The organism is Streptomyces sp. V4I2 (assembly GCF_030817655.1).
GTDB lineage: Bacteria > Actinomycetota > Actinomycetes > Streptomycetales > Streptomycetaceae > Streptomyces > Streptomyces plumbiresistens.
The window spans coordinates 2,630,112-2,653,266 of sequence record NZ_JAUSZM010000003.1 but is presented as its reverse complement, the minus strand read 5'-3'; the positions used below and the strand labels follow the sequence as shown (position 1 = coordinate 2,653,266).

At 71.2% G+C, this 23,155-nt stretch carries 15 protein-coding genes; 7 read left to right on the top strand and 8 right to left on the bottom strand.

The window, feature by feature from the left end; genetic code table 11:
* Positions 1-2 precede the first annotated feature (2 nt).
* The gene (locus QFZ76_RS13095; RefSeq protein ID WP_307673878.1) at positions 3-680 is read right to left on the bottom strand and encodes an SUKH-4 family immunity protein; all 678 of its coding nucleotides are present in this window, start codon (positions 678-680) and stop codon (positions 3-5) included.
* An 81-nt stretch (positions 681-761) separates the two neighbouring features.
* Positions 762-7,805, bottom strand: coding sequence for a polymorphic toxin-type HINT domain-containing protein (locus QFZ76_RS13090; protein WP_307673877.1), 7,044 nt, complete (start codon positions 7,803-7,805; stop codon positions 762-764).
* Positions 7,806-8,056: 251 nt separating this feature from the next.
* Between QFZ76_RS13090 and QFZ76_RS13085 the strand changes: the two genes are divergently transcribed.
* From QFZ76_RS13085 to QFZ76_RS13060, 6 genes are all read left to right on the top strand, one after another.
* Entirely contained in the window at positions 8,057-8,962 is a 906-nt protein-coding gene (locus tag QFZ76_RS13085) for an SCO1860 family LAETG-anchored protein (protein ID WP_307673876.1), read from the top strand.
* 233 nt (positions 8,963-9,195) lie between these two features.
* A complete protein-coding gene (locus QFZ76_RS13080) occupies positions 9,196-10,050 on the top strand; it encodes a sugar ABC transporter permease (RefSeq protein WP_307673875.1) in 855 nt (284 codons plus the stop codon).
* Between the two features lie 35 nt (positions 10,051-10,085).
* On the top strand, positions 10,086-10,946 hold the full coding sequence (locus tag QFZ76_RS13075; RefSeq protein ID WP_307680001.1) for a carbohydrate ABC transporter permease: 861 nt from the start codon (positions 10,086-10,088) through the stop codon (positions 10,944-10,946).
* 57 nt (positions 10,947-11,003) lie between these two features.
* Positions 11,004-12,656 (top strand): extracellular solute-binding protein, encoded by a 1,653-nt coding sequence (locus tag QFZ76_RS13070; RefSeq protein ID WP_307673874.1) that lies wholly within the window; start codon positions 11,004-11,006, stop codon positions 12,654-12,656.
* A gap of 44 nt (positions 12,657-12,700) precedes the next feature.
* Positions 12,701-13,753 carry a LacI family DNA-binding transcriptional regulator gene (locus QFZ76_RS13065; RefSeq protein WP_307680000.1) on the top strand — a complete coding sequence of 351 codons (1,053 nt, stop codon included), beginning with the start codon at positions 12,701-12,703 and terminating at the stop codon, positions 13,751-13,753.
* Between the two features lie 92 nt (positions 13,754-13,845).
* Entirely contained in the window at positions 13,846-15,780 is a 1,935-nt protein-coding gene (locus QFZ76_RS13060; protein ID WP_307673873.1) for a DUF2264 domain-containing protein, read from the top strand.
* On the opposite strand, the gene cobC is transcribed toward QFZ76_RS13060, so the two are convergent.
* The 6 genes from cobC to cobM form a co-directional block, all read right to left on the bottom strand.
* Positions 15,728-16,813, bottom strand: coding sequence for an Rv2231c family pyridoxal phosphate-dependent protein CobC (cobC, locus tag QFZ76_RS13055; RefSeq protein ID WP_307673872.1), 1,086 nt, complete (start codon positions 16,811-16,813; stop codon positions 15,728-15,730). The genes QFZ76_RS13060 and cobC overlap by 53 nt on opposite strands.
* Positions 16,803-17,732 carry a sirohydrochlorin chelatase gene (locus tag QFZ76_RS13050; protein WP_307673871.1) on the bottom strand — a complete coding sequence of 310 codons (930 nt, stop codon included), beginning with the start codon at positions 17,730-17,732 and terminating at the stop codon, positions 16,803-16,805. The genes cobC and QFZ76_RS13050 overlap by 11 nt, the downstream gene beginning before the upstream one ends.
* Positions 17,729-18,331, bottom strand: coding sequence for a precorrin-8X methylmutase (locus tag QFZ76_RS13045; protein WP_307673870.1), 603 nt, complete (start codon positions 18,329-18,331; stop codon positions 17,729-17,731). The genes QFZ76_RS13050 and QFZ76_RS13045 overlap by 4 nt, the downstream gene beginning before the upstream one ends.
* Complete coding sequence (cobJ, locus tag QFZ76_RS13040) at positions 18,328-20,019, bottom strand: precorrin-3B C(17)-methyltransferase (protein WP_307673869.1); 1,692 nt, start codon at positions 20,017-20,019, stop codon at positions 18,328-18,330. Before cobJ ends, QFZ76_RS13045 begins: the two co-directional genes overlap by 4 nt.
* Positions 20,020-20,215: 196 nt before the next feature.
* Entirely contained in the window at positions 20,216-21,451 is a 1,236-nt protein-coding gene (gene cbiE / locus QFZ76_RS13035; protein WP_307679999.1) for a precorrin-6y C5,15-methyltransferase (decarboxylating) subunit CbiE, read from the bottom strand.
* 5 nt (positions 21,452-21,456) lie between these two features.
* On the bottom strand, positions 21,457-22,275 hold the full coding sequence (cobM, locus tag QFZ76_RS13030; RefSeq protein ID WP_266441825.1) for a precorrin-4 C(11)-methyltransferase: 819 nt from the start codon (positions 22,273-22,275) through the stop codon (positions 21,457-21,459).
* 140 nt (positions 22,276-22,415) lie between these two features.
* Between cobM and QFZ76_RS13025 the strand changes: the two genes are divergently transcribed.
* Positions 22,416-23,144, top strand: coding sequence for a ZIP family metal transporter (locus QFZ76_RS13025; protein ID WP_307673868.1), 729 nt, complete (start codon positions 22,416-22,418; stop codon positions 23,142-23,144).
* The last annotated feature ends 11 nt before the right edge of the window (positions 23,145-23,155 follow it).

Here is a 23,155-nt window from a genome sequence, read left to right as displayed (position 1 = left end):
GCTCAGAAGAGGTCGTCGCGGATGACGTTCGACCAGAAAGAGCGGTCGGGCGAAGCGACCAGTGGATCACGGTCGCCGAAGGCCGCCAGGACCTCCCGGCATAGTGCCTTGCAGTCCGCGTAGTAGTCCTGCGGAACGTCGTCCTGGCGAGCGTCGTCCTGCGGATCGGCGGCCGTCGCCGCCCGCCAGGCCGCGACCTCCGCCTCGCCGGCCAGTGTCTGCTGCTCGGCGAGGATCGGCACGAGCCAATACCACCGCCAGGCGCAGTCGACGAGCCCCGCGACGGTGACGTTGACCGTGCTGGGGGTGATGCCGTCCGGATGGAGGTGGCGAAGGGCGGGATGGACCTCGCGGTACTTCGGCAGCGCGAGGACGGTCCCCGTCGAGCGCACTGCCCCGATGGTTGCCACGCCGTAGGAGCCGAGACGGTAGAGAGGGGTGCCGTCCTCCTCCAGTTCGGGCCGCACCCCTTGCTGGTAGTCGCCGATGACGGTCAGGATTTCATCCTGCCTGGCCGGGGGCAGGCCATGGCTCCACAGGGCCTGCCTGTCCGTCTCCGTCAGTTCCCAGTCATCCGGGGGGATCGAAGGGACCACGGCGAGCCGACCGCCGTCGGTCAGCTCGCCGAGATTCGCGCCGAGGATGCGGGCCACCTCGGCACGGGCCTCGTCAGCGTTCACTCGCGTCTCCTGGTCGGCCGGGCAGGGCCACGAAACCGTATCCCATGGCTCTGCCCGGCCTACATGATCACTCTGTCACTCTCAGCCGAACACCGTGCGGGAGATCGCCGCCATGGCGTTCTCGCCCGCTTCGAAGCTCCAGGAAAGGCTGTTGCCCGCCCTGGTGTACTTACCGACCCGGCCGGCGCAGTCGTGGCCCGCCGAGGTGCAGAAGTTGCGTTCGGAGTAGATACCCACGACTGTCTCGGGGCCGAAACCGATCGACTCCAGGAAGTCGTCGGCGTTGGCCTCGGAGTGCGGGCCGCGCACATTATTGACGAAGGGGAGGTTGGCCACCTGCCCGTTCGGCAGTTCTACCTGGTAGATGGCGACGTTCTGACCGGGGCCCACGCCGGCGGTGCGCCGGTGGTTGATCGCCATCTGGCTGAGATCGGTCGATCCGTACGGTACCGGCCCGCACCCGTCGTTGTGGACCAGAGTCGGTGCGGCCCCCACCAGCACGTAATACGTGTGCAGGCCTTCGACGGCCAGGTTGTGGACCGTCGCCTGTGCCGTCCGGGTCTTGGCCGCTGTGATCTGGATCCAGCTGCCGCTGCCCGTGCTCAGCCACTGTCCGCGCTCCAGGTCACCGGCCTCCACCCAACGGCCCGCGTCCGGCAGCCAGAACGGGTGGCCGTCGGTGGCCGTGATCGTGGAGGTCTTGTCGCCTGCCCGGCCGTCCGTGTCGACGGTGAGGGTGACCAGGTGCTTGGTGCCATCTCCCTTGATCGTGCGGGTGACCGCGCGGGTCTGGACGTCGTCGGTCTCCACGTCCGATGCGGCGACCTTGTCGCCGATCTCGACGTCCTCGATCGCCTTCGTCGTTCCGTCGGCCATCAGGACCTTGGTGCCGGGGACGAAGCTGTTGCCGACCTTGCACGCCGGCGGTGCGTCCGGGACCTTCGGCGCGGCCGGTGCCGGTGCCGGTGCGGGCGCCGCCGGAGCCGGGGCAGGGTCGGCCGGCGGATTGGCGCCGCCCGTGGAGGGCGCGTCGGCGGCGCCGGTCGACGGGGGATTCGCGCCGCCCGTGGACGGTGTCGCCGCGCTCGGCGGCACGTTGCGGCCGACGTCGCTCGCCGTGTCCAGGGCCTCCAGCGCCTCGTCGCCGTACTTGGCCGCCTTCGCCGCCGTCGCCCCGTACCCCGCGAACGGGATCGCGGAGGCGCAGGACAGGGCCGCGTCCACGTACTCGCCCTCGGCCGCGTACCAGCCGCAGTTGGCCAGGTCCGCGGCCTCGCCGACGACCGGGATCAGGCCGACCACGTCCAGGGCGATGTGGCCGATGTCGGACCAGGACATCCCGAACAGGTGGCCGTCGATCTCGATGAAGGAGATCGGGTTGCCGCCCGCGAAGGCGTAGCGGTTGCCGGTGAACGGGTCGGTCGACAGGCCCATGTCGGCAAGTGCGCCGCCGTACATGTCCCGGGTCAGGAAGCGGTTCAGACCCGGGTCGTAGGTCCGGAAGCCCATGTCGTACGTGCCCGACGTGGTGTCGTAACGCTTGCTGTTGAAGCGGTACGAGTTGTACGGATCCTCCGATTCCCCGCCGCCCGCACCCGGCTTGTCGGCGCCCGTGAACTGGGCCGCGTCGTTCTTTCCGTACGCCGTGTAGCCGTACGTCGCCTTGGTGTTGCCGTCCTTGTCGGTCAGCGCCTCGACGTCGCCGTGCGGGTGGTAGAGGTACTGGGTCGTCTCGGGATCCTTGTCCTCCTCGTCCTTGATCTGGGTCAGCTTCTGGCCCCAGGACGCGTACTGGAAGGACGTGACTCCCTCGTCCGTCACCTCCTCCTTCAAGGAGTGCGAGGTGATGCCCAGGTAGGTGAAGAGGGTCGTCTTGGCGTCGTCGCCGCTGCCGACCGCCTCCTTCACCGTGCGGTCGAAGGCGTCGTACGTGATGCGGGTCGTCTTCGCCGACTCGCCGCTGCCCGCGGTGATCGACGCCGGGCGGTCGAAGCCGTCGTAGCGGTACTTCTGGATCGTCTCGCCGCCGAAGGAGACGGTGTCGAGGCGGCCCAGCGGGTCGTAGTTGTACGTCGAGGACGCGCCGTCCGCCGTCGAGGTCAGGAGGCGGTTGCGGTCGTAGCGGTGGGTGGTGGTCGTGTCGTCGACCGTCTGCCAGACCACGTTGCCGGCCGCGTCGTGCCGGTACTCCTCGGTCGCCTCGTCGTCGCCGGTCTTGGCGACCTTGGCGATGCGGTCCTGCGGGTCGTAGGTGTAGGCGTAGGTGTTGTCGATGGTGGAGCCGTGGTCGTCGGCGTCCATGAGCTTGAGGACGTCCTCGACCTTGTGGCCATTGGCGTTGTACTTGAGTGCGTGTTCGGCGACGAGGGTGTCGTCGGACGTCTTCTCGCTGGTCTTCTTCGTCGAACCGTCGAGGTAGTAGTCGACGGTCAGGACGTTGCCGTTGGGCTTGGTCTGCTCGGCCAGTTCACCTCGGGCCGTGTACTCCAGCTCCGTGACCTGCCGGTCGCCCGCCGTCGGCGAGGCCGCGTTGGTGATGCGTTCGACCCGGTCCAGGACGTCGTAGTCCAGCTTGCTCCAGGTCAGGTCGTGGGTCGTGGTGAGCGTGTTGCCGTTGGCGTCGTACGTCAGCTTCGTGGTGTTGCGCACGGCGTCGCCGTCGTGCTCCACGACCGTGCCGAGCTGGTTGAGCTCGTTGTACTCCAGGGTGTAGCGGTCGGTCTCGACACCGGGGCTGCGGTCGGTGATCTCGATCTGGTTGCCGTTGGCGTCGTACCGGTAGGAGAAGTCCTTCTCCTCGTTGTCCGTGTCCCCGGAGTTGTCGCGGACCAGCCGGACCGCGTCCGCGACCACCGTGCCGGTCGCCTTGTCGGTGAGGGTGACGGCCTGGCCGGTGTCCTCGCCGAAGGCGTACTTGCCGAGCGACCGCCACTCACCCGGGAGTTCGGTCTGGTCGAGGGTCTTGGTCTCGGTGCCGTCCTTGTGCTTGATCTCGTAGGTGGCGTCCTTCGCCGCCCCGTCGACCTTCGGATACTGGACGTAGACCGTGTAGTCGCCCGCCTGGGGGATCGTCAACTGCCAGACGAAACGGTCCTCGCCCGAACCGGCCGGGTGGGTCTGTGCGTTGTAGCCGTACGAACCCTCGGCGGCGGCCTCGGTCCAGGTGCCCTGCGTCGCCGTGTTGTTGATGTCGGAGTTGTCGACGAGTGCGGCCTGGAGGCCGACCGGCACCCCGTCGTCCGAGCGGGACTTCAACGCACCGCTCGGGTAGAAGGCGGAGTCGAGGGTACGGGTGACCGAACCGCCCCCGCTGCTCAGGGTGTTCTGGATCTGCTGGCCGAGGTCGTTGTACTGGTAGGTGTTCTTGATGTCGAAGGCATCGGTGGATGTCTTGATCCAGCCGGTGTCGAAGTAGGTGTACTCCGTCTCGTTGCGGACGCTCTGGCCCTCGGACGGCGGGGCACTGACCTTCTTCACCCGGCTCAGCGCGTCGTACTCGTACGTCGTCCGGTCCGGCGTGTTGTAGCGGGCGTCGTCCGGGTCGAAGGGGCTGAGGGTCTCCTTGACCCGGTTCAGCTCGTCGTAGACGGTCTCGGCGGCGAAGTCCTTCGGGTCGTCGCCGGTCTCGATGCCGCGCGGGGTGATGACCCGGGTCTGGTTGCCGACCTCGTCGTACTCGAAGCGGGTGGTGCGCACGACCGCGTCGTCGCCGTCGCCGTCGTACGGGACGCGTGCCTCGACCAGGGCGGCGCGGGCGTCCATGACCAACTCGGTGCGGTTGCCCTCGGCGTCCGTGGTGGCTGTGGTCAGGCCGTCCCAGTCGTAGGTGCTGGTCGTCGAGTTGCCGGCCGCGTCGGTGGTCTCCAGCAGCCGGTGGTCGAGGTCGTAGCGGAACTTGCTGGTGTAGTCGTCCGGGTTCTCGGTCTCGTTCTTGCGGGCGTCGACGACCTTCACCAGGTCACCGACGTCGTTGTAGACGGCGCTCGCGCGCTTGCCCGCCGAGTTGACCGCCTCGATCGGCTGGTAGACCTCGTCGTACTTCGTCGTCGAGGTGAAGTCGCCGGGCGTCTCGGTGCGGTTGCCCTTCGGCTCGGTCGAGGTGAGCTGGTTGCCGACCTTGTCGTAGGTGAAGGTCGACACGCGGGGCGCCGAGCCCTCCTCGTCGCCGGGCTGGGTCGACTTCAGCAGCTGGTCGGCGGCGTCGAACACGCTGGTGCTCGACACCTCGTTCGGGGCGGTGAAGACGAGGGTGTTGTCGTTCGCGTCGTACTGCGGCGCGGGCGTGACGATGAACTCGCCGGCTTTCTGGTCCTTCGGCCTGCGGTTCTCCAGCGGACGGGCGAACAGGTCGTACGTCTGCGTGGTCGTCGCCCCGTCGGCCTCCTCGACCTCGGTGACGTTCCCGCGTACGTCGTACGTCGTCAGCGTGCGGTTGCCGAGCGCGTCGACGATGACCCGCGGATAGCCGGAGGGGTCGTAGTCCTCGAACTTGGTGGTGTGCTCGTTCGCGTCGGTCGCGGCGATGAGCCGGCCCCGGGCGTCATAGGCGTTGGTGGAGGTGTAGTCGCCCGCGGGCTCGCTCGCCACGCCCTTGGGGTCGGTGACCGAGATCATGTTGCCGCGCGCGTCGTAGCCGAACTGCCAGGCGCGGCCCTCCGGGGAGACGCGGCGCACCAGGTCGGCGATGTAGCCGTTCTCGCCGCTCGCGTAGGCGAGGGTGGAGGCGGGCCGGTCGTTCTTGACACTCTCGGCGTCCTTCGCCTCCAGCGGGTAGCCCGTCCTGGGGTCGTACTTCCAGGTGCGGGCGGCCCCGTTGTTCTCCTCCAGGCGCGTGACGTTGTTGTCGGCGTCCCAACCGAGCTTCGTGGTCCGCTTCTTGGCGTCAGTGAGCTCGACCGGGCGGCCGTAGCCGTCCATCAGCTGGGTGGCCGGGTTGCCCTCGGCGTCGGTGACGACGGTCCGGATCGCCTTGCCGTCGTGGTCGTCGGCGTCCTCGTAGCGGTACCTGGTCAGGCCGCCGAGGCGGTCCGTGACCGTCTTGGTGTACCCCAGGTAGTTCAGCTGGTCCTTGTCGTCGTGCGGACCGACGTAGTCCAGTTCGGTGGCGTTGCCCTTCGGGTCGGTGACCTGGGCCAGCTTCAGTCCCGGGTGGTCGAACTCCTTGCCGTAACCGAACCTGAAGACCTTGCGCAGATCCTTGTCCGCGGAGTTCGCGCCGTCCGTGAGCAGCGCGAGCAGGCCCTTCTCGGTGAACGTGAAGTCGATCCGCCGCCCCGAGATGTCGGTGACGGAGCGGACCTTGCCGATGATGAACGGGTTCAGGAGGTGCTTGCCCTCACGGACCTTCCCGTCCTCGTCGACGTACGTGTACGCCTCGCCCTTCTCCCAGTAGTCGACGGTGAGCGTGCGCCGCCCCTCGGCGTCGGTGACGTACTTCAGCAGCTTGGACGGGTGCCCGAGCAGCCGCTCCTCGTACGTGAACTCCATCCGGTTGCCGTTCTTGTCCACCTGGGCGCTCGGATAGCCCTGGCAGTCGAAGAGGAACCGGGTGCGGTCCGGGCGCAGGAACTCCCAGGCCTCCCGCTGGTGGGGCTTGAGCAGACAGTCCTTCTCCAGCTGCTTGACCCGGAAGTGGACCCCGGCGGGGGAGTCCCACTCGCCCTTCTTGTTCTTGCTGAAGACGTGGCTGGTGCCGTCGCCGTCGGTCAGCGTGAGCTGCTTGGGCAGCAGCGCGGACGGGTGGAAGTCCAGCGGGGTGCCGAGCCGCACGGGCGACGAGGCCTGCAGCGACCAGCCCGGACCGGCCGGAGTGCTCGATGCGTCCTGCGAGTTGTAGGCGAGGCGCAGGAAGGTCGAGAAGCCGAGCGACGGGTTCGAGAAGGCGTTGTACGACCACACCGCGTTGCCGGCGTAGAGGTTGCTCATCAGCGCCGAACCCGCGCCGGTGTTCTTGCCCGCGTACGAGTAGAAGTCCTCCAGACCGAGCTGGTCGGAGGTCGGGTACTCGGCGGTGACCTCGTGCTTCGACGGCGGGACCCCGTCCGTCTCGGACAGCCAGTCGCCGGTCGCCTTCTCCCGCAGGTCCCACTCCAGGCCGAAGGTCAGCCGCTTGTCGAGCGGGTCGACCAGCACCGGGGCCTTCAACTCCGCGTCGAAGGTGACGGTCTCGCCGGGCGCCACGTCCTTCGGCAGCCCGGTGGCGTCCTTGTTGAGGAGGCTGGTGATGTCCTTGCCGTCCAGCGTCCAGCGGTACGACAGGACGCGCTCGCCCTTCTTCCACACCGCGGACGTGGTGTTGGTGAGCGTCGCCTCGACGGTGGCGGTCTCGCCGGGGACCATCCGGGCCGGCGTGAACGGCAGGAAGTAGGTCTCGCCCTCGGGAGCGGCGAGCAGCTTGCCGCCTCGGGCGACCTGGCCGACGGCGGGCAGCTCGACGGCGCGGGCAGGGCCGGCCACGAGCTTGCCCTGCTTCGTCCGTACGGCGATCCGGTAGTGGTAGGTGCGGCCGTCGCCCTCGAGGGCGGGCGGCGCGGTGCGGTCGGCGAAGGTGCGCGTGCCGCGGTCGACCGGGGCGACCAGGGTCTCGTCGGTCGGCGTGAAGTCCTTGGACGTCGAGCGGTGGACCTCGTACTCGAGGAGGCCCTTGCCGTCGTACGCCGTCCAGGCGAGGTCGGCGCCGGTGGCGTGCGCGGTGCGGGGCGCGGTGATGCGGACGCCGTCGGTCCCGCCCGCGACGCGCGGATGGGTGAGGGAGGCGGCGCCGCGGGCGCGGTCGAGGGTGATGCGGGGCGGTTTCTTGTCGCCCTCGCCTTCGCCGTCGTCGCCGTCGTCCCGGTCGTCCTTGGCGTCGTCGCTGCCGAAGAGGCTGTCCCAGAAGCCGCGGTCGTCCTCGTCGTCGGCGCGTTCGCTGGCGGGGCGCCAGCCGTCGCGTGGATCGGTGGTGTCGGGCTCGGAGGCGGCCGCGGGTCTCGCCTCGCCCGTGCGGGCGGGGGTCGATGGAGCGGTTCCGATGATCAACGCCGTGGCGACGGCGCCGACGAGGGCGGCGCGCAGACGGAGACGGCGGAGGCGGTTGCGGGTGGGGCGGAGGCGGGTGCGGATGCGGGTGTGGCCTAAGCCTGCCATGTAGGGCTCCTTGTCCCGGTGGACACAGGGATCGCACAGGAATCGCGGGCAGACATGTGTACCAAGGCCCTTCAAAGGCGTGTCAATGACATGTCAAATGCAAGGGTGAGTTCCGGACTGTGAACGATTGCGCGAAAGCATGCACGGATGCGCCACGATCGTGTGAACTCCCGTGGGATCACTGTCGAACGCGCGGTGGTGCGACATCCTTTCGACGTCCCAAGCTTGATCTCTCTGGGGGTCCCACCACCTTGAACGGCACCGACTTCCGCATGCCCGCACGCCGTCTCGCCACCGTCGCGACGGCCACGGCCCTGGCCGCGGGCCCCGCGGCCCTCGCCGGCGCGGCCTCCGCCCACGCGACCCCCGACCAGGGCCGCGCGAGCGCCGTCGTCCTGCGTACCGGGCTCGACGTCTCCCTGCTCGACAAGACCGTGAACGTCCCGCTCGCGGTCGCCCTGAACGAGGTCCAGGCACCGCAGAGTGCCCAGAAGACCGCGCTGACCGCCCGGTTGGACGGGGTCGACGGCGGACAGCCCTTCAACGTGCTGCACGCCGACGTGGCGGACGCGAAGGCCACGGTCACCGGGGAGAAGGCCGAGAGTTACACCAACCTCGCCCACGCCCGGCTCCACGTCCCCGGCCTGCCGCTGCTCTCCCTCGTCGAGCTCGGCACGGTCACCTCCAAGGCGACCTGCGAGGCCGGCAAGCCCCCGGTCGCCGCCGCGAACCTGCTCGGCGCGGTGACGGTTCTCGGCAAGAAGGTCACCCTCACCGTCGGCGGCACGACGGAGGTGAAGGTGCCCGGCGTCGGCGAGGTCCGGCTCGACCTCTCGAAGACGGAGACGACGACCCGTACGGCGGCCGCCACCGCCCTCGAACTCGCCGTCATCGTCAACCCGTTGAACCTGAACGTCGCCGAGGTCACCGGCACCCTGACCCTGGCGAAGGCGACCTGCGAGGCACCGGCACCGGCGCAGCAGCAGTCGGCGCCGAGCGCCGCTCCCGCCGACGTGAAGCCCCAAGGTGCCCCGGACGAGGGTGGGTTGGCCGTCACCGGCGGCAGCTCGATCACGCCGTATCTCGTCGGCGGCGCGATCGCGCTGGTCGTGGCGGGCGGGGGAGCGGTGGCGCTGGCGCGGCGCGGCAGGAGCTGACCGAGTCGGTCGCAAGGTCAACGGCCTTTGTGTGTCAGGAGTGTTGACCGAGCAATGAAAACGTTTTAATTTTCCCTCACGCCGACTTCGAGACGTGAGGGGGGCCCGTGGCCGCAGTACTGCGGGAACGCGCAGGTACAGAGGAGGTGAGGGCGGCGCGCCGTCGCGCGGACGGTGCGCCCCCGCGACGAAAAGGTTTTCAGAGCCGGGGGTCGCGTTCCCTGGTTCTGCTCATGCTGCCCGGCCTCGCCTACTTCCTGCTGTTCCACTACGGCGCCCTCGTTGGCAACGTCATCGCCTTCAAGGAGTACGTCCCCTTCGACGGCCTCTGGGGCAGCCCCTGGGTCGGCATGGGCAACTTCCAGCGGATGTTCGAGGACGGCGCCTTCTGGGACGCGGTGCTCAACACCGTCTGGATCGCCGTCCTGCAACTGGCCTTCTACTTCCCGGTGCCGCTCGGCCTCGCCCTGCTCCTGCACAGCCTCACCTGGAGCTCGGTGCGCCGGTTCGTGCAGTCGGTGGCGTATCTGCCGCACTTCATCTCGTGGGTGATCGTCGTCGCCCTCTTCCAGCAGCTGCTCGGCGACACCGGACTGCTCAACACCTCGCTGGACGGCATGGGACTGAGCACCGTCGACATCATCGGCAACCCCGACGCCTTCAAGCCGCTCACCGTCGCCCAGGTCATCTGGAAGGACGCCGGCTGGGGCACGATCATCTTCCTCGCCGCGCTGGCCCAGGTCGACGAGCAGCAGTACGAGGCCGCCGCGATCGACGGGGCCGGGCCCTGGCGGCGCTTCTGGCACGTCACGCTGCCCGCGATCCGCCCGGTGATCGTGCTGCTGCTCATCATGCGGCTCGGCGACATCCTCTCCGTCGGCTTCGAGCAGATGCTGCTCCAGCGCGACGCGGTCGGTCCCGAGGCCGCCGAGATCATCGACACCTTCGTCTACTACCAGGGCATCGTCGGCGGCGACTACGGATTCGCCGCCGCCGCGGGCCTGTTCAAGGGCGTGATCGGCGCTCTCCTCGTCTACGCCGCCAACAAGGTCGCCCACCGCCTCGGCGAACAGGGGGTCTACAAGTGAGTGCCCGTACTCGGACCGCTGTCCGGCCCGGCTGGATGGAGAAGCCGAAGCCGCTCACCCAGGCCGCGAAGGCCCTCGCGCTGGTCGCCGTCGTCCTGCTGGTCTGCGTGCCGTTCCTGGTCATCGTCTCGACCTCGCTGGCCTCCACCGACGAGGTCGTCGAGGGCGGCGGCTGGGTGCTGTGGCCGACCGAGCCGTCGCTCGACGCCTACCGCGACATCCTCGACGGCGGCATCGTCACCCACGCCCTCGGTGTCAGCGCCGGCGTCACGATCGTGGGCACCCTGCTCAGCCTCGCCTGCACGGTGACCCTCGCCTACGCCCTGTCCCGCCCCGGAGTCTTCGGCGGCAAACCGGTGCTGCTCCTCATCCTGTTCACGTTCCTGTTCCCGCCCGGCATGATCCCGAGCTTCCTGCTGGTCAAGGAGCTGGGTCTGCTGGACAACTACGCCTCGCTGGTCCTGCCGGTCCTGGTGAACGTCTTCAACCTCGTCGTCCTGCGCGGCTTCTTCCAGGGCATCCCCGAGGAACTCTACGAGGCCGCCCGGCTCGACGGGGCGGGGGACTGGCGGGTGCTGGTCTCCGTCGTCCTGCCGCTGTCCAAGGCCGCGCTGGCCGTCGTGGGGCTCTTCTACGCGGTGGCGTACTGGAACTCCTGGTTCTACGCCTCGCTCTACCTGGAGAGCGACCACTGGCCCCTCCAGCAGGTGCTGCGCACCTATGTGGTGTCCGGTTCCGGACTCACCGACGCGACGACCGGCGAGGGCACGATCACCGCCCCGCAGACCGTGCAGATGGCGGTGCTGGTGATCGCCACCGTGCCGATCCTGCTCGTCTATCCCTTCCTGCAGAAGTACTTCACCAAGGGCGTGCTCACCGGCGCCATCAAGAGCTGACACGTCATCAAGAGCTGACACGTCATCAAGAGCCGCATGTAGAAAGGTGACCTGCCCATGTCCAGCATGTCCCGACGCACGCTCCTGCGCTCCGTGGCGGTGGGCGGCGCAGCGCTCTCCGCCCCCGCCCTGCTGTCCGCCTGTTCCACCAGCTCAGGCGACGACGACGTCTCCAACGCGGGCAAGAAGCTGGCCCCGTGGCCCGCCTACCGCCCCGCCGCCAAGGCGCCCAAGCCCGACCTGGCGCCCTCCGAGGCCGGTGTCCAGGCCGGGTACACCGCCTACCCCGCCGACCTGGCGCAGTCCGTGGCCCGCACCCCCGGCGACGGCTCCACCGTCAAGGTCATGACGGTGTCCTTCGGCGTACCGCCGAAGCCGGCCTCCGCCAACCAGTTCTGGGCGGCCGTCGAGAAGGCCCTCGGCGTGAAGATCGAGTACACGATCGTCTCCCAGGCCGACTACCAGAAGAAGATGGCCACGGTCATGGCCGGCGACGCCGACGGCCTGCCCGACATCATCAACATGTTCTCCGGGGTCGTGCTGCCCCGCGAGGGCCAGTTCGTGCAGCGTCGCGCAGAGGACCTCACACCGTTCCTGTCCGGCGAGGCGATCGCCGACTACCCGAACCTCGCCAACATCCCCACGCACGCCTGGCGCGACATGGGCCGCATCGGCGGCCGTATCCACGGCATCCCGCTGGAGCGCCCGCTGCCCGGCTCCACGCTCTGGATCAACCAGGGCACGTTCACCGACGCGGGCATGAAGGAAGGCTGGACCTCCGACGACTTCGCCGCCGTCGCGAAGCAGGCCACCAGCGGCAGAACGTACGCCCTCGGCGCCGCGCAGGGCTCCGGGTTCTGCAACGGCTTCCACTCCGCCGCGCACAACGCGCCCCAGGGCTGGGCCGTCTCCAAGGACGGCACATTCCTGCCGGGCTGCGCCGACGAACGCTACAAGGCGTCCATCGCCTTCCGGGCCCAGTTGCGCAAGGAGGGCTCCTTCTACCCGGACTCCACGTCCGTCTCCCAGATCGACCTGACCACCCTCTACTACAACGGCACTGTCGGCTCCATGCAGGACGGCTTCGGCGCGTACCTGCCCAAGTACCGGGAGGCCCCGGACGGGATGACACCGGCCGCCGCGCTGCCGTACAGCGTGGGCGGCACGTCCGGCGGCATCGTCGCCGCCCGCCGCTCCTTCGGCTACACCGTGCTGAAGAAGGCGAAGAAGGAGCGCATCCAGCTCCTCCTGCGCATCCTCGACTACCTCGCCGCCCCCTTCGGCAGCAAGGAGTGGGAGCTCGTCCACTACGGCGTCGAGGGCACCCACTTCACCCGCGGCAAGGACGGTTCGCCCCAGCCGACCAAGCTCGGCGAAGTCGAGAACAACACCAACCTGCCGCTGAAGTACCTCGCCGAGGGCCCGCAGGTGCTGTTCGTGCCGGGCATGCCCGACGCCGTACGGGCCCTGCACGCCTGGCAGCAGAAGGTGGTGCCGCACGCCGTCCGCAACGCCTCCTTCGGTCTGCAGTCCACCACGAACAACGCCAAGGGCGCGACGCTGCAGGCGCTGCTCGACGACACCGTCACCGGGATCGTCGCGGGACGGATCCCGCTGTCGGAGTGGGACGCGACGGTGAAGAAGTGGCGGGCCGGGGGCGGCGACAGAATGGCCGAGGAGCTCGCGAAGGACTATGCCGTCAACACGTGAATCGCGGCCGGTGGAAGCAGGAGGCGCGGGGGATGGGGAACGACATGGCGGGCAGGGGACGGGTCACGATCCGCGAGGTCGCCGAACGGGCGGGCGTTTCCATCGCTACGGCGTCGCGGGCGCTGAGCGGGAACCACCCGGTGCCGGCTGCGACTCGCTCCCGCGTCCTGCGTGCCGCCCGTGAGCTCGACTACGTCGCCAACGCGCACGCCCGCGCGCTGGTCGGCGGCGGCCGCAAGATGGCCGCCGTCGTGGTCCGCCAGGTCACCAGCCCTTTCTATGCCCAGGTCGCCGAGGGTGTCGAGGCGGAGGCCGCCGACCGGGGGTGGCTGTGCGTGGTCGGTGCGACGGGCGGGGATCCGCAGCGCGAGATGGAGTTCGTGCAGCTGATGCGGGAGGAGGGGGCGCGGCTGGTGATCCTGGTGGGTGGCGTGGTCGAGGACGACGCGTATCGGTCGCGTGTGGCTCACTATGCGCAGGCGCTGGATGCGTCGGGGGCGCGGCTCGTGCTGTGCGGGCGGCCCGCTCCGGATCCCGACATCCCCGCGCTGGTCGTCGAGTTCGACAACGAGGCGGGGGCGCGGGCCGTCACCGGGTACCTGCTGTCGGCCGGCCATCGCCGGATCGTCTTCCTCGGCGGGCTGCCCGGGAACACCGCGCTCGACGCGCGGGTCGCGGGCTATCGGTCCGCGCTCGCCGAGCATGGACTGCCGCCCGGGGCCGCGCACGTCGTCGACTGCGGCCTGGGCCGTGCGGCCGGGCTGCGCGCGATGGCCGAACTCCTCAAGGAGACGAGGGAGTTCACGGCTGTGTTCGCCGGGGACGACATGGTTGCCGCCGGTGCGCTGCGGGCCATCGCCGACGCGGGGCTCGTCGTCCCCGATGACATTTCGGTCGTCGGATACAACGACATCCCTCTTGCGGAGGACTTCAACCCGCCGCTCACCACCGTGCGGACTCCTGCGGAGGAACTTGGTCGCGCTGCCGTGCGGATCGCTCTGCGTGATCCCAACAGCGCTGCCGGGAGCCACCATCTGCTGGGCACGCACATCGTCGTGCGCCGCAGCGTTGGGGCTCCGCCGGAAGGGTCGTACTGAATCTGCAGGTGCGTCGTGGCTTGTCGCGCAGTTCCCCGCGCCCCTGAAGGGGCGCTGTGCCGCCCCCGATTTCATGGAGGACCGAACCCCGTATGACCGCGCCGCACGTGTCGCTTCCCGGTGACCCGACGCATCTGCTTCCGCCCCCCGACCGCCTGTCGTCCCCCGTCACCGGCTGGACCCGCGCCCACTGGGAGGCGATGGCCGACCGGCTTCTCGACGGGCTGCTGCCGTACGCCTCGCCGGGCTTCGCCCAGTACCGGCTGCCCGGACCGGCCAGCCACTCCGGGCCCTGGTCGGACGGGCTGGAGGGCTTCGCGCGTTCCTTCCTGCTGGCCGCCTTCCGCATCGCGGGCGCGGGCGGCCGTGTCGACCCGGCGCTGATCGAGCGGTACGCCGTCGGACTCGCCGCCGGCACCGACCCGCACGGCGAGGAGCGCTGGCCGCCCATCACCGACCGCGCGCAGCCGATGGTCGAGGCCGCGTCGATCGCGATCGCCCTGCACGAGTCCCGCCCGTGGCTGTGGGACCAGCTCGACGACGGTGTGCGCGGACAGGTCGCCGACTGGCTGGGCGGTTTCGTGGGCGCCGACGTCAACGACTCCAACTGGCGCCTGTTCCAGGTCATCACGGAGGAGTTCCTGGCCTCCGTCGGTGCCCCGCACAGCCGTGCCGAGATCGACGCCGGACTGGCCCGCCTGAACGACTGGTACCGAGGCGACGGCTGGTACACCGACGGCGACGGGCGCAAGTTCGACTACTACAACGCCTGGGCGCTGCACCTGTACCCCGTGCTGTGGGCGCGCATCGCGGGTCCGCGCGCCGACCCGGCGACGGTGGCCCTGCACCGCACCCGGCTGCGTGAATTCCTCGCCGTCCACCAGTACTTCTTCGGTTCCGACGGCGCCCCGGTCCACCAGGGCCGCTCCCTCACCTACCGGTTCGCGACCGCCGCCCCGCTGTGGGCGGGCGCCCTCGCCGACGCGACCCCGCTGCCGCCCGGCCGCACCCGCCGGCTCGCCTCGGGGGCCCTGAAGCACTTCGCCGATCGCGGGGTGCCCGACGAGCGGGGGCTGCTCACCCTCGGCTGGTACCGGCCGTTCGGCCCCGTCACCCAGCGCTACTCGGGCCCCGCCTCCCCGTACTGGGCCAGCAAGGCCTTCCTCGGGCTGCTCCTGCCCGAGAGCCACCCCGTGTGGACGGCACCCGAAGAGCCCGGCCCCGTCGACACCGCCGACACCGCCCTCGCCCTGCCCGCGCCCGGCTGGCTGCTGCACTCCACGGCGGCCGACGGGATCGTACGGCTCGTCAACCACGGCAGCGACCGGCTCCCGCCGCCGCCCGCCACGGCCGACGACAGCCCCCACTACGCCCGGTTCGCCTACTCCAGCGCCGCCGCCCCCGAGACCCCCACGGGCCCCGACAACCACCTCGCCCTGCTGGCCCTCGACGGCACCCCGTCCCCGCGCGGCCGCATCCACCCGCTGTACGCCGACGGCCGGCGGGCCGCTTCCTGGCATCGGGCGCGAGGGCACCGGATCGAGACGGTGAGCGTGGTGCGGGGGCCGTGGGAGGTGCGCGTGCACCACCTCGACGTACCGGCCGGCACTCCGGTGCTTCCGGTGCGCGAAGGCGGCTGGGCCGTCGCGGACGACGGTGCGCCCCCGGTCGCCCGGACGGGGCCCGGCCGGGCCACGGCCCGCCGCGCGGACGGCCTGACCAGCGCGATCGTCGGACTGTACGGCTGGAGCGGCGCCGAGGCCACGGTCGCGCGGGCCGACGGCGCCAATGCCGTCGGCCTCCACTCGGCGACGCCCTGCCTCGAACTGGGCGACGCGGCCCCGCTGTTGGTGACACTGGTGGTGCTCAGCGCCGACCCGGACGTGTCGCTCACCGGGGCGAGCGCGTCGGTCCTCGACGACGGAACCGTGGAGATCCGCTTCCCGGACGGCGCCCGGGAGCGGGTGCCTCGCGTCAGCTCCGGGCCAGTGTCACCGCCCGGTCCAGCGCCTGAAGGAAGGAGTTGACGGTCGTCCGGTCCCGCACCGCCAGCCGCAGCCACTCCTCGCCCAGCCCGGGGAAGGTGTCCCCGCGCCGGACCGCGAACCCCAGGTCACGCAGGTGACGGCGTACCCGGGTGGCACGCGGCAGCCGTACGAGGACGAACGACCCCTCGGCCGGCCCGGCCACCTGGAGTCCGTCCGAGGCGAACTCCTCCAGCCCCGCCACCAGATGGGCCCGGTCCGCGGCGATGCGGTGGGCCGCGTGGGCCGCCTCCGCCAGGGCCCGCGGGGACACGCACGCCTCCGCCGCCGCGAGGGCGGGGGTGGAGACGGGCCACAGGGGCTGGGCCCGCTCCAGGTCCGCGATGGTCTCCGGGGCCGCCAGCACGTACCCGATGCGCAGCCCGGCCAGCCCCCAGGTCTTGGTGAGGCTGCGCAGGACCACAAGACCGGGGACGTCCGTGCGTCCGGCCAACGCCTCCCGCTCGCCCGGCACCGCGTCCATGAACGCCTCGTCGACGACCAACGTCCGCCCGGGACGGGCCAGTCGGGCGATGGTGGCGGCCGGGTGCAGCACTGAGGTCGGGTTGGTCGGGTTGCCGATCACCACCAGGTCCGCGTCCTCGGGGACGGCCGCCGCATCCAGCCGGAAGCCGTCCTCCTCGCGCAGCAGCACCCGGTCGACGGTGTGGCCCGCGTCCCGCAGCGCCGCCTCCGGCTCCGTGAACTGCGGGTGCACGACGGACGGCTGACGCACCTTCAGGGCACGGGCGAGCAGCACGAAGGCCTCCGCCGCGCCCGCCGTCAGCAGCACCCGCTCCACCGGCAGCCCGTGCCGGGCCGCGACCGCCGCCCGCGCGGCCCGACCGTCCGGATACGCGGCCAGGTCACCGAGCGAGCCGGCGATGTGCTCCCGCAGCCACGCCGGAGGCGTGTCCGCGCGGACGTTCACCGCGAGGTCGATCAGCCGCGCACCGTCGTCCCGCACCTCGGCGTCGCCGTGGTGCCGCAGGTCGTGTCCCTCAGTGGGCCTGTCAGTGGGCCTGTCAGTGGGCATGGGAGTGAGCGCCATGGTGGTGTCCGTGGTGACCGTGCTGGTCGCCGTCGTCGTCCGGGTGGAAGTGCGGCTGCTGCGGCAGCCCCACCTTGTCCTCGAAGCCGGGCAGCGCGATCCGGTACACACAGGAGTCGCAGTTCATCCGCAGGTCGCCCTTGACGGCCTCCTCGTACCGCTCCATCACCAGGTCGAGCAGCTCCGGCTCCGGGCCGATCACATCGGCGGACCGCACCTCGACCTCGGGGTGCGCGGCCGCCCAGCCCTCCGTCTGCTGCCGCACCCGGTCCGGGAGGATGCCGGTGAAGAGGAAGTAGGGGAGGACGACGATCCGCCGCGCACCCAGCTTCACACACCGGTCGAGCCCGCTCGGCACGTCCGGCGCCGCCAGCGACACGAACGCCGTCTCCACGCCCGCGTACCCGCGCCCCTCCCACAGCAGCCGGGCCGCCTTGTGCACCTCGGCGTTGGCGTCCGGGTCCGTCGACCCGCGCCCGACCAGCAGCACGGTCACGTCCGCCCGGTCCTCGGGGGTGCGGGCCGTGCCGCCGAGGACCTCGTCCAGCCGCCGCTCCAGCACGGCCAGCAGCGACGGATGCGGGCCCAGCGGACGGCCGTACGTGTACGAGATCCCGGCGTGCCGCTCCTTCTCGCGGGCCAGCGCCGCCGGGATGTCCCCCTTGGCGTGTCCGGCGGACACCAGCATCAGCGGTACGGCGGCGAACCGACGTACGCCCCGCTCCACCAGCTCGGCGACCGCGTCCCCCAGCGGCGGCGGGGACAGCTCGATGAAGCCGCCCGCGACGGGCAGTTCGGGGTGGCGGCTGCCCAGCTCCCGGACGAAGTCGCGGAACGCCTCGGCTCCGGCATCGTCCCGGGTGCCATGACCGGCGATGAGCAGGGCGGGCGGCGGGGTGGTCACGATTTCTCCTCGGGATGCGCATCTGGGTGTGAAGTGCGGTGGTACAGCAGGGCGTTGAGCGCGGCGGCGGCGACCGCCGAGCCGCCCTTCTCGGACACGTTGCTCACGGCGGGCAGCCCGCTCTCACGCAACGCGGCCTTGGACTCGGCCGCGCCGACGAAACCGACGGGCAGACCGATCACGAGCGCGGGGGAGGCGTCCAGGGTCAGCAGCTCCTCCAGGGCGGTCGGCGCGTTGCCGATCACCCAGAGGGCGCCGGGCCCGACCTGCTCGTAGGCGAGCCGGACGGCGTGCGCGGAGCGGGTCAGCTCCGGACCGGCCACGGCGTCCCTGAGCCGGCAGACGGTCTCGCGCCGGGTGATCCCGGCGGCCACCATCTCGACGTCCACGACGACGGGCGCCCCGGCGTGCAGGGCGGCGTACGCCTTCTCCAACTCGCCCTCGTCCATGACGAGATCGGACGCGTAATCCAGGTCGGCGGCGGAGTGGATGACCCGCTCCACCACGGCCCGGGTCAGCGGCGGGAAGTGCGAGGTGTCCAGGCGGGCGCGCAGCCGCCGGTAGGACTCCTCCTCGATCGGATGAACCACACGGTTCACTTGTCGCCCTCCTGCCAGCGGTAGCCGCGCGGCGTCACCATGCGCCCCGCGATGTCCCGGGTCGCCGTGTTGCCCACGGTCACGACCGTCATCATGTCGACCGTCGCCGGATCGAGGGCGGCGAGTGTCGTGAGGCGACTGGCCTCGTCCGGCCGGGACGCGTTGCGTACGACACCGACCGGCGTCGTCGGCTCCCGGTGCTCGGCGAGGATCGCGAGGGCCTTCGGCAGCTGCCAGTCCCGGCCCCGGCTGCGCGGGTTGTAGAACGTCACGACGATGTCCGCCTCGGCCGCCGCCCGCACCCGCCGCTCGATGACCTCCCAGGGGGTGTGGAGATCGGAGAGGCTGATGGACACGTGGTCGTGGCCCAGCGGTGCACCGAGGATCGCCGCAGCGGCGAGCGCCGCCGTCACCCCCGGTACGCCGATCACGTCGATGTCGTCGGACGCCTCGGCGAGCGCCGGGGAGGCCATGGCGTACACCCCGGCGTCCCCGCTGCCGATCAGCGCGACGGCCTGGCCCTTCCGCGCCTCCTCGACCGCCGTCCGGGCCCGCTCCTCCTCGGCCCCGAGCCCCGACTCCAGGATCCGGGTGCCCGGCCGCAGCAGGTCGCGGATCTGGTCGACGTACTGGTCGAGCCCGACGAGCACGGAAGCGCGCCGCAGCTCCGCCTTCGCGCGGGGCGTGAGCAGGTCCCGGGCGCCGGGACCGAGCCCGACGACCGTGAGCCGGCCGCGCGCGGGCCGCCGTACGACGGCACAGGTCGCCATGGCGGGCTGACCGTCCGGACGGTCCGACTTGCGTTTGGGGACGAGGAGTTCGCCTCCGCGCACGAGCGCGGCGGCCTCCGCGACGGAGGGGGTGCCGACGGCCGCGAGGGGCGCGTCGGACGGGTTGGGCACGTCCACCTGCGCCAACTCCTCGGCGGAGTAGGTCACCAGCGGCACACCCAGGCGTGCGGCCGCCTCGACGATCCCGGGTTCCCCGGCCTTGGCGTCCACGGTGGCGAGTTCGGCGATGCTACGAGCGGACAGTCCCGCATCCCGCAACGCCGCCTCGACCAGCCCGAGCACCTCCTCGACCGGGGCGCCCTGGGAGGCGCCGACGCCGACGACGAGGGACGGCGGGCGCAGGACGACCTCGTGCGCGGCGGGCTCGACGAGGCGGTCCGTCAGCCTGATCGCGTACGACCCCTCCGAGGTGACCGGAAGTGGCGGAAGGGGCCAGGCGAAGTCCGCCTTCAGGGCCACCGGTTCGCCGTCGAGCACGGCGCGCGAGACGCCCGCGACATCCCCCTCCACCGGGAACCCGAGCGTGTCGAGACCCGGCACCCCCACCGCATCCGTCGCCGTGGTCACCACCGGCAGCGCCCCCAGCAACTCCCCGACCTCACCGGCGAGTTCGTTGGCGCCACCCCCGTGCCCGCCGACCAGCGACACGGCGAACCGCCCGCCCTCGTCGACGCACACCACACCCGGGTCGGACGCCTTGTCGCCGAGCAGCGGCGCGACCAGCCGTACGACCGCTCCCGTCGCCAGAAAACACACGAGCTGCTCGCACTCCGCGAACGCGGCCCGTACGGCGTCCCCCACGGGACCCTCGTACACGCGCGTACGGTCCGGCCACGCCGCGGCCAGCCGGTCCCGCGCAGCGGCGCCCGCCACGGTGGCGGAAATGAGGCCAATCATCGGGTACCCCCGAACGATGGCTGGTAGGGGCGCGAATTGCTGAGCGAGAACCAAGCCAGCACAGCAGTAACCTCCGAAAACTCAATAATCCGGGCTGGTTTCAACCCGGCTGGTGCTGATCGCATCAGACTCGACGGCCCGCTGGGCTGACGAGCAGCGAGAGCCAGGAATCTCCCCCGCTTGCGTGGGAGAGGATTCAATGAGCAACTCCTTCACTTTCAAATGCCTGGGGCCGAACGCCCCACAGCAGGAAAACCGGATTGGTCGCCGCCAGCCGGGTCACGTCCCCGGGCAGCGGCGCGAGCCGCGACGACTGCAGCAGCACCCCGTCGCAGTCGAACCCGGCGCCGGTGAGCGCCGCACGCGCGGCCGGTACCCGGTCGAGCGCGGCCATCGCGACGACGACCGTCCGCCGCGCCCGCCGCGCGCACGCCGTGACGACGGCGGGCAGTTCGCGCCCCCCGCCGCCGACGAACACGGCGTCGGGATCGTCCAGGTCGGACAGCACGGTCGGCGCCGCCCCGTGCACGACCCGTACGTCGACCCCGTGCGCGGCCGCGTTCGCTCGGATCCGCCCGACCCCGTCCAGAGTCTTCTCGACCGCGGTGACGGCGGCGCCGAACCGCGCGCACTCCACGGCGACCGAACCGGAGCCCGCGCCGATGTCCCACACCAGGTCACCGAGGCGCGGACCGAGCCGGGCCAGCGCCAGCGCGCGTACCTCGAACTTGGTGATCATCGAGTCCCGGTGCGTGAACTCGCCCTCGTCCAGGGCCCATCGGGCGGGCCCGGCGGGCGGTCCGGCGACCGTGCGCACGGCACCGAGCGCCCGTGACTCGTCCAGGCACAGCACCACGCTGACCGCCGTACCCCAGTCGCGGGCGGCGGCCTCGGCCGGTGTCACCCGCTCCAGACGCTCCTGAGGGGAACCCAGCGCGGAGGCGACGACCAGGACCCGCGCGTCGGCCCGGAGGGCGGCGCCGAGTTCCGCCGGCCCGGCCCCCGGCCCGGTCAGCACGGCGACCTTGGGCCGCGCCCGGCACACGTTCACCGCCGTACGCAGATCACGCCCGTGCGCGCTGACCACGACCGCGTCGTCCCACGGCAGCCCGACCCGCGAGAAGGCGGCGGCCACGGACGAGACCCCCGGCCGCACATCGAGCGCCTCCACCCCGAACCGCTCGGCCAGCACCCGCACGATCCCGAAGAACCCGGGATCCCCGGAGGCCAGCACGACGACGGGGTTCCGCTTCTCCACGTGCCGCTCGATGACGTCCAGCGCCGGCGCCAGCGCACCGAGGACCACCTGCTCGGCGTCCGCCGGAACCGGCGCGGCGGCCAGATGCCGCCGGCCGCCCACGACGAGCCGCGCCCCGGTCAGCACCTCGACCGGAACCGGCGCCCCCGTCCCCGTACCGACAACCGTGATCAGGCGGTTCACGTGCTCGCACCCCGTGCCCGCAGCGCCCTGCGCGCCTCCGGGTCGGCCTTGCGGTAACCGTGGAAGTGGCCGGGGTGGTAGAGGTGCGAGCGGGTGCCCTCGGCGCCGAGGGCCGGGCCGACGAGGAAGAGCGTGTGCTTCCAGAGCTTGTGCTCCTTGACTGTCTCCTCCAGCGTCTCGATCGTGCACCGCACGATCAGCTCCTCCGGCCAGGTCGCCTGGTACGCCACCACGACCGGAGTGGAGGTCGGATATCCGCCCTCCAGCAGCTCCCGCACCAACTGCCCGCTGCGGGCCGCCGACAGGAAGATCGCCATGGTCGTGCCGTGCTTGGCGAACTCCCGCACCTCCTCCCCGGGCGGCATCGGCGTCTTGCCGCCGCCGAGCCGGGTGAGCACCACGGACTGCGCGACCTCGGGGATGGTCAGCTCGCGCTGCGCGAGCGCGGCGACGGCGGAGAAGGCGGAGACACCCGGGACCACCTCGGTGTCGATGCCGATCCGGGCACACCGGTCCAGCTGCTCCTGCGTACCGCCCCACAGGGCCGGGTCGCCGGAGTGGATACGGGCCACGCGCAGGCCCTGCGCCGACGCCCGCTCGTACACGGCCACCACGTCCTCCAGGGACATCGTCGCCGAGTCGAGGATCTCCGCGCCCTCACGCGCGTGCTCGAGGACCTCCGCCTGCACCAGGCTGGCCGCCCAGATCACGACGTCGGCCTCGGCGATGGCACGCGCGGCCCGGAACGTCAGCAGATCGGCGGCGCCGGGCCCGGCACCGACGAAGGTCACCTTGCCGGTGGGGGCTTCGGCCATGGGAACAGGTCCTCTCTCTTCTCTGCACAGCATTCAAATTCGGATCATTCAAAGCATTCAAAGCATTCAGGGCATTACGAGTACTGCGGTCGCCGACGTCGGATGTGCGCGACCGGGGTCTGATCGGATACCAAGGGCAGATGGCGGTGCTTGTCGCGCTCGGCGCGTTCCTGATGACGCTGGCCGGCGGCTGGACGGCACTGCGCGTGACCGACCGCCGCCATCTCGTCCTGGGCCTGGCCGGCGGCCTGATGCTGGGCGTGGTCGGCCTGGACCTGCTGCCGGAGGCGCTGGACGCGGCGGGCACCGAGATCTTCGGCGTACCGGCCGCGCTCCTGCTCTTCGTGGCCGGGTTCCTGCTGGCCCATCTGGTGGAACGTCTGCTGGCCGTACGGCAGGCCGCGCACGGCGCCGAGGAGACCGACGGCCGCGCTCCCGAGGTGGGCCTCACGGCCGCGGCCGCGATGGTCGGCCACAGCGCCATGGACGGCGTGGCGATCGGCGCGGCCTTCCAGGTGGGCGGCGGCATGGGCACGGCGGTCGCGCTGGCCGTCGTCGCCCACGACTTCGCGGACGGCTTCAACACGTACACGATCACGAGCCTGTACGGGAACGCCCGCCGCAAAGCCCTCGCCATGCTGTTCGCGGACGCCGCCGCCCCCGTGCTGGGCGCCGCCTCCACACTCCTGTTCACCATCCCGGAGCCCCTGCTCGGCGGCTACCTCGGCCTCTTCGGCGGCGCGCTCCTCTATCTCGCGGCGGCCGAGATCCTGCCCGAGGCCCACCACGAACACCCCGCCCGCTCGACCGTGCTGTGCACGATCGCGGGCGCGGCGTTCATCTGGCTGGTGGTGGGCATCGCCGAGTGATGTCCACAGCG

Coding starts and splice junctions, on each gene's coding strand:
- QFZ76_RS13075 (WP_307680001.1), top strand. CDS start 10,086: ATGGAGAAGCCGAAGCCGCTCACCCAGGCCGCGAAGGCCCTCGCGCTG.
- QFZ76_RS13080 (WP_307673875.1), top strand. CDS start 9,196: ATGCTGCCCGGCCTCGCCTACTTCCTGCTGTTCCACTACGGCGCCCTC.
- cobJ (WP_307673869.1), bottom strand. CDS start 20,019: ATGATTGGCCTCATTTCCGCCACCGTGGCGGGCGCCGCTGCGCGGGAC.
- QFZ76_RS13090 (WP_307673877.1), bottom strand. CDS start 7,805: ATGGCAGGCTTAGGCCACACCCGCATCCGCACCCGCCTCCGCCCCACC.
- cobM (WP_266441825.1), bottom strand. CDS start 22,275: ATGGCCGAAGCCCCCACCGGCAAGGTGACCTTCGTCGGTGCCGGGCCC.
- QFZ76_RS13060 (WP_307673873.1), top strand. CDS start 13,846: ATGACCGCGCCGCACGTGTCGCTTCCCGGTGACCCGACGCATCTGCTT.
- cobC (WP_307673872.1), bottom strand. CDS start 16,813: ATGCCCACTGACAGGCCCACTGACAGGCCCACTGAGGGACACGACCTG.
- QFZ76_RS13070 (WP_307673874.1), top strand. CDS start 11,004: ATGTCCAGCATGTCCCGACGCACGCTCCTGCGCTCCGTGGCGGTGGGC.
- QFZ76_RS13025 (WP_307673868.1), top strand. CDS start 22,416: ATGGCGGTGCTTGTCGCGCTCGGCGCGTTCCTGATGACGCTGGCCGGC.
- QFZ76_RS13065 (WP_307680000.1), top strand. CDS start 12,701: ATGGCGGGCAGGGGACGGGTCACGATCCGCGAGGTCGCCGAACGGGCG.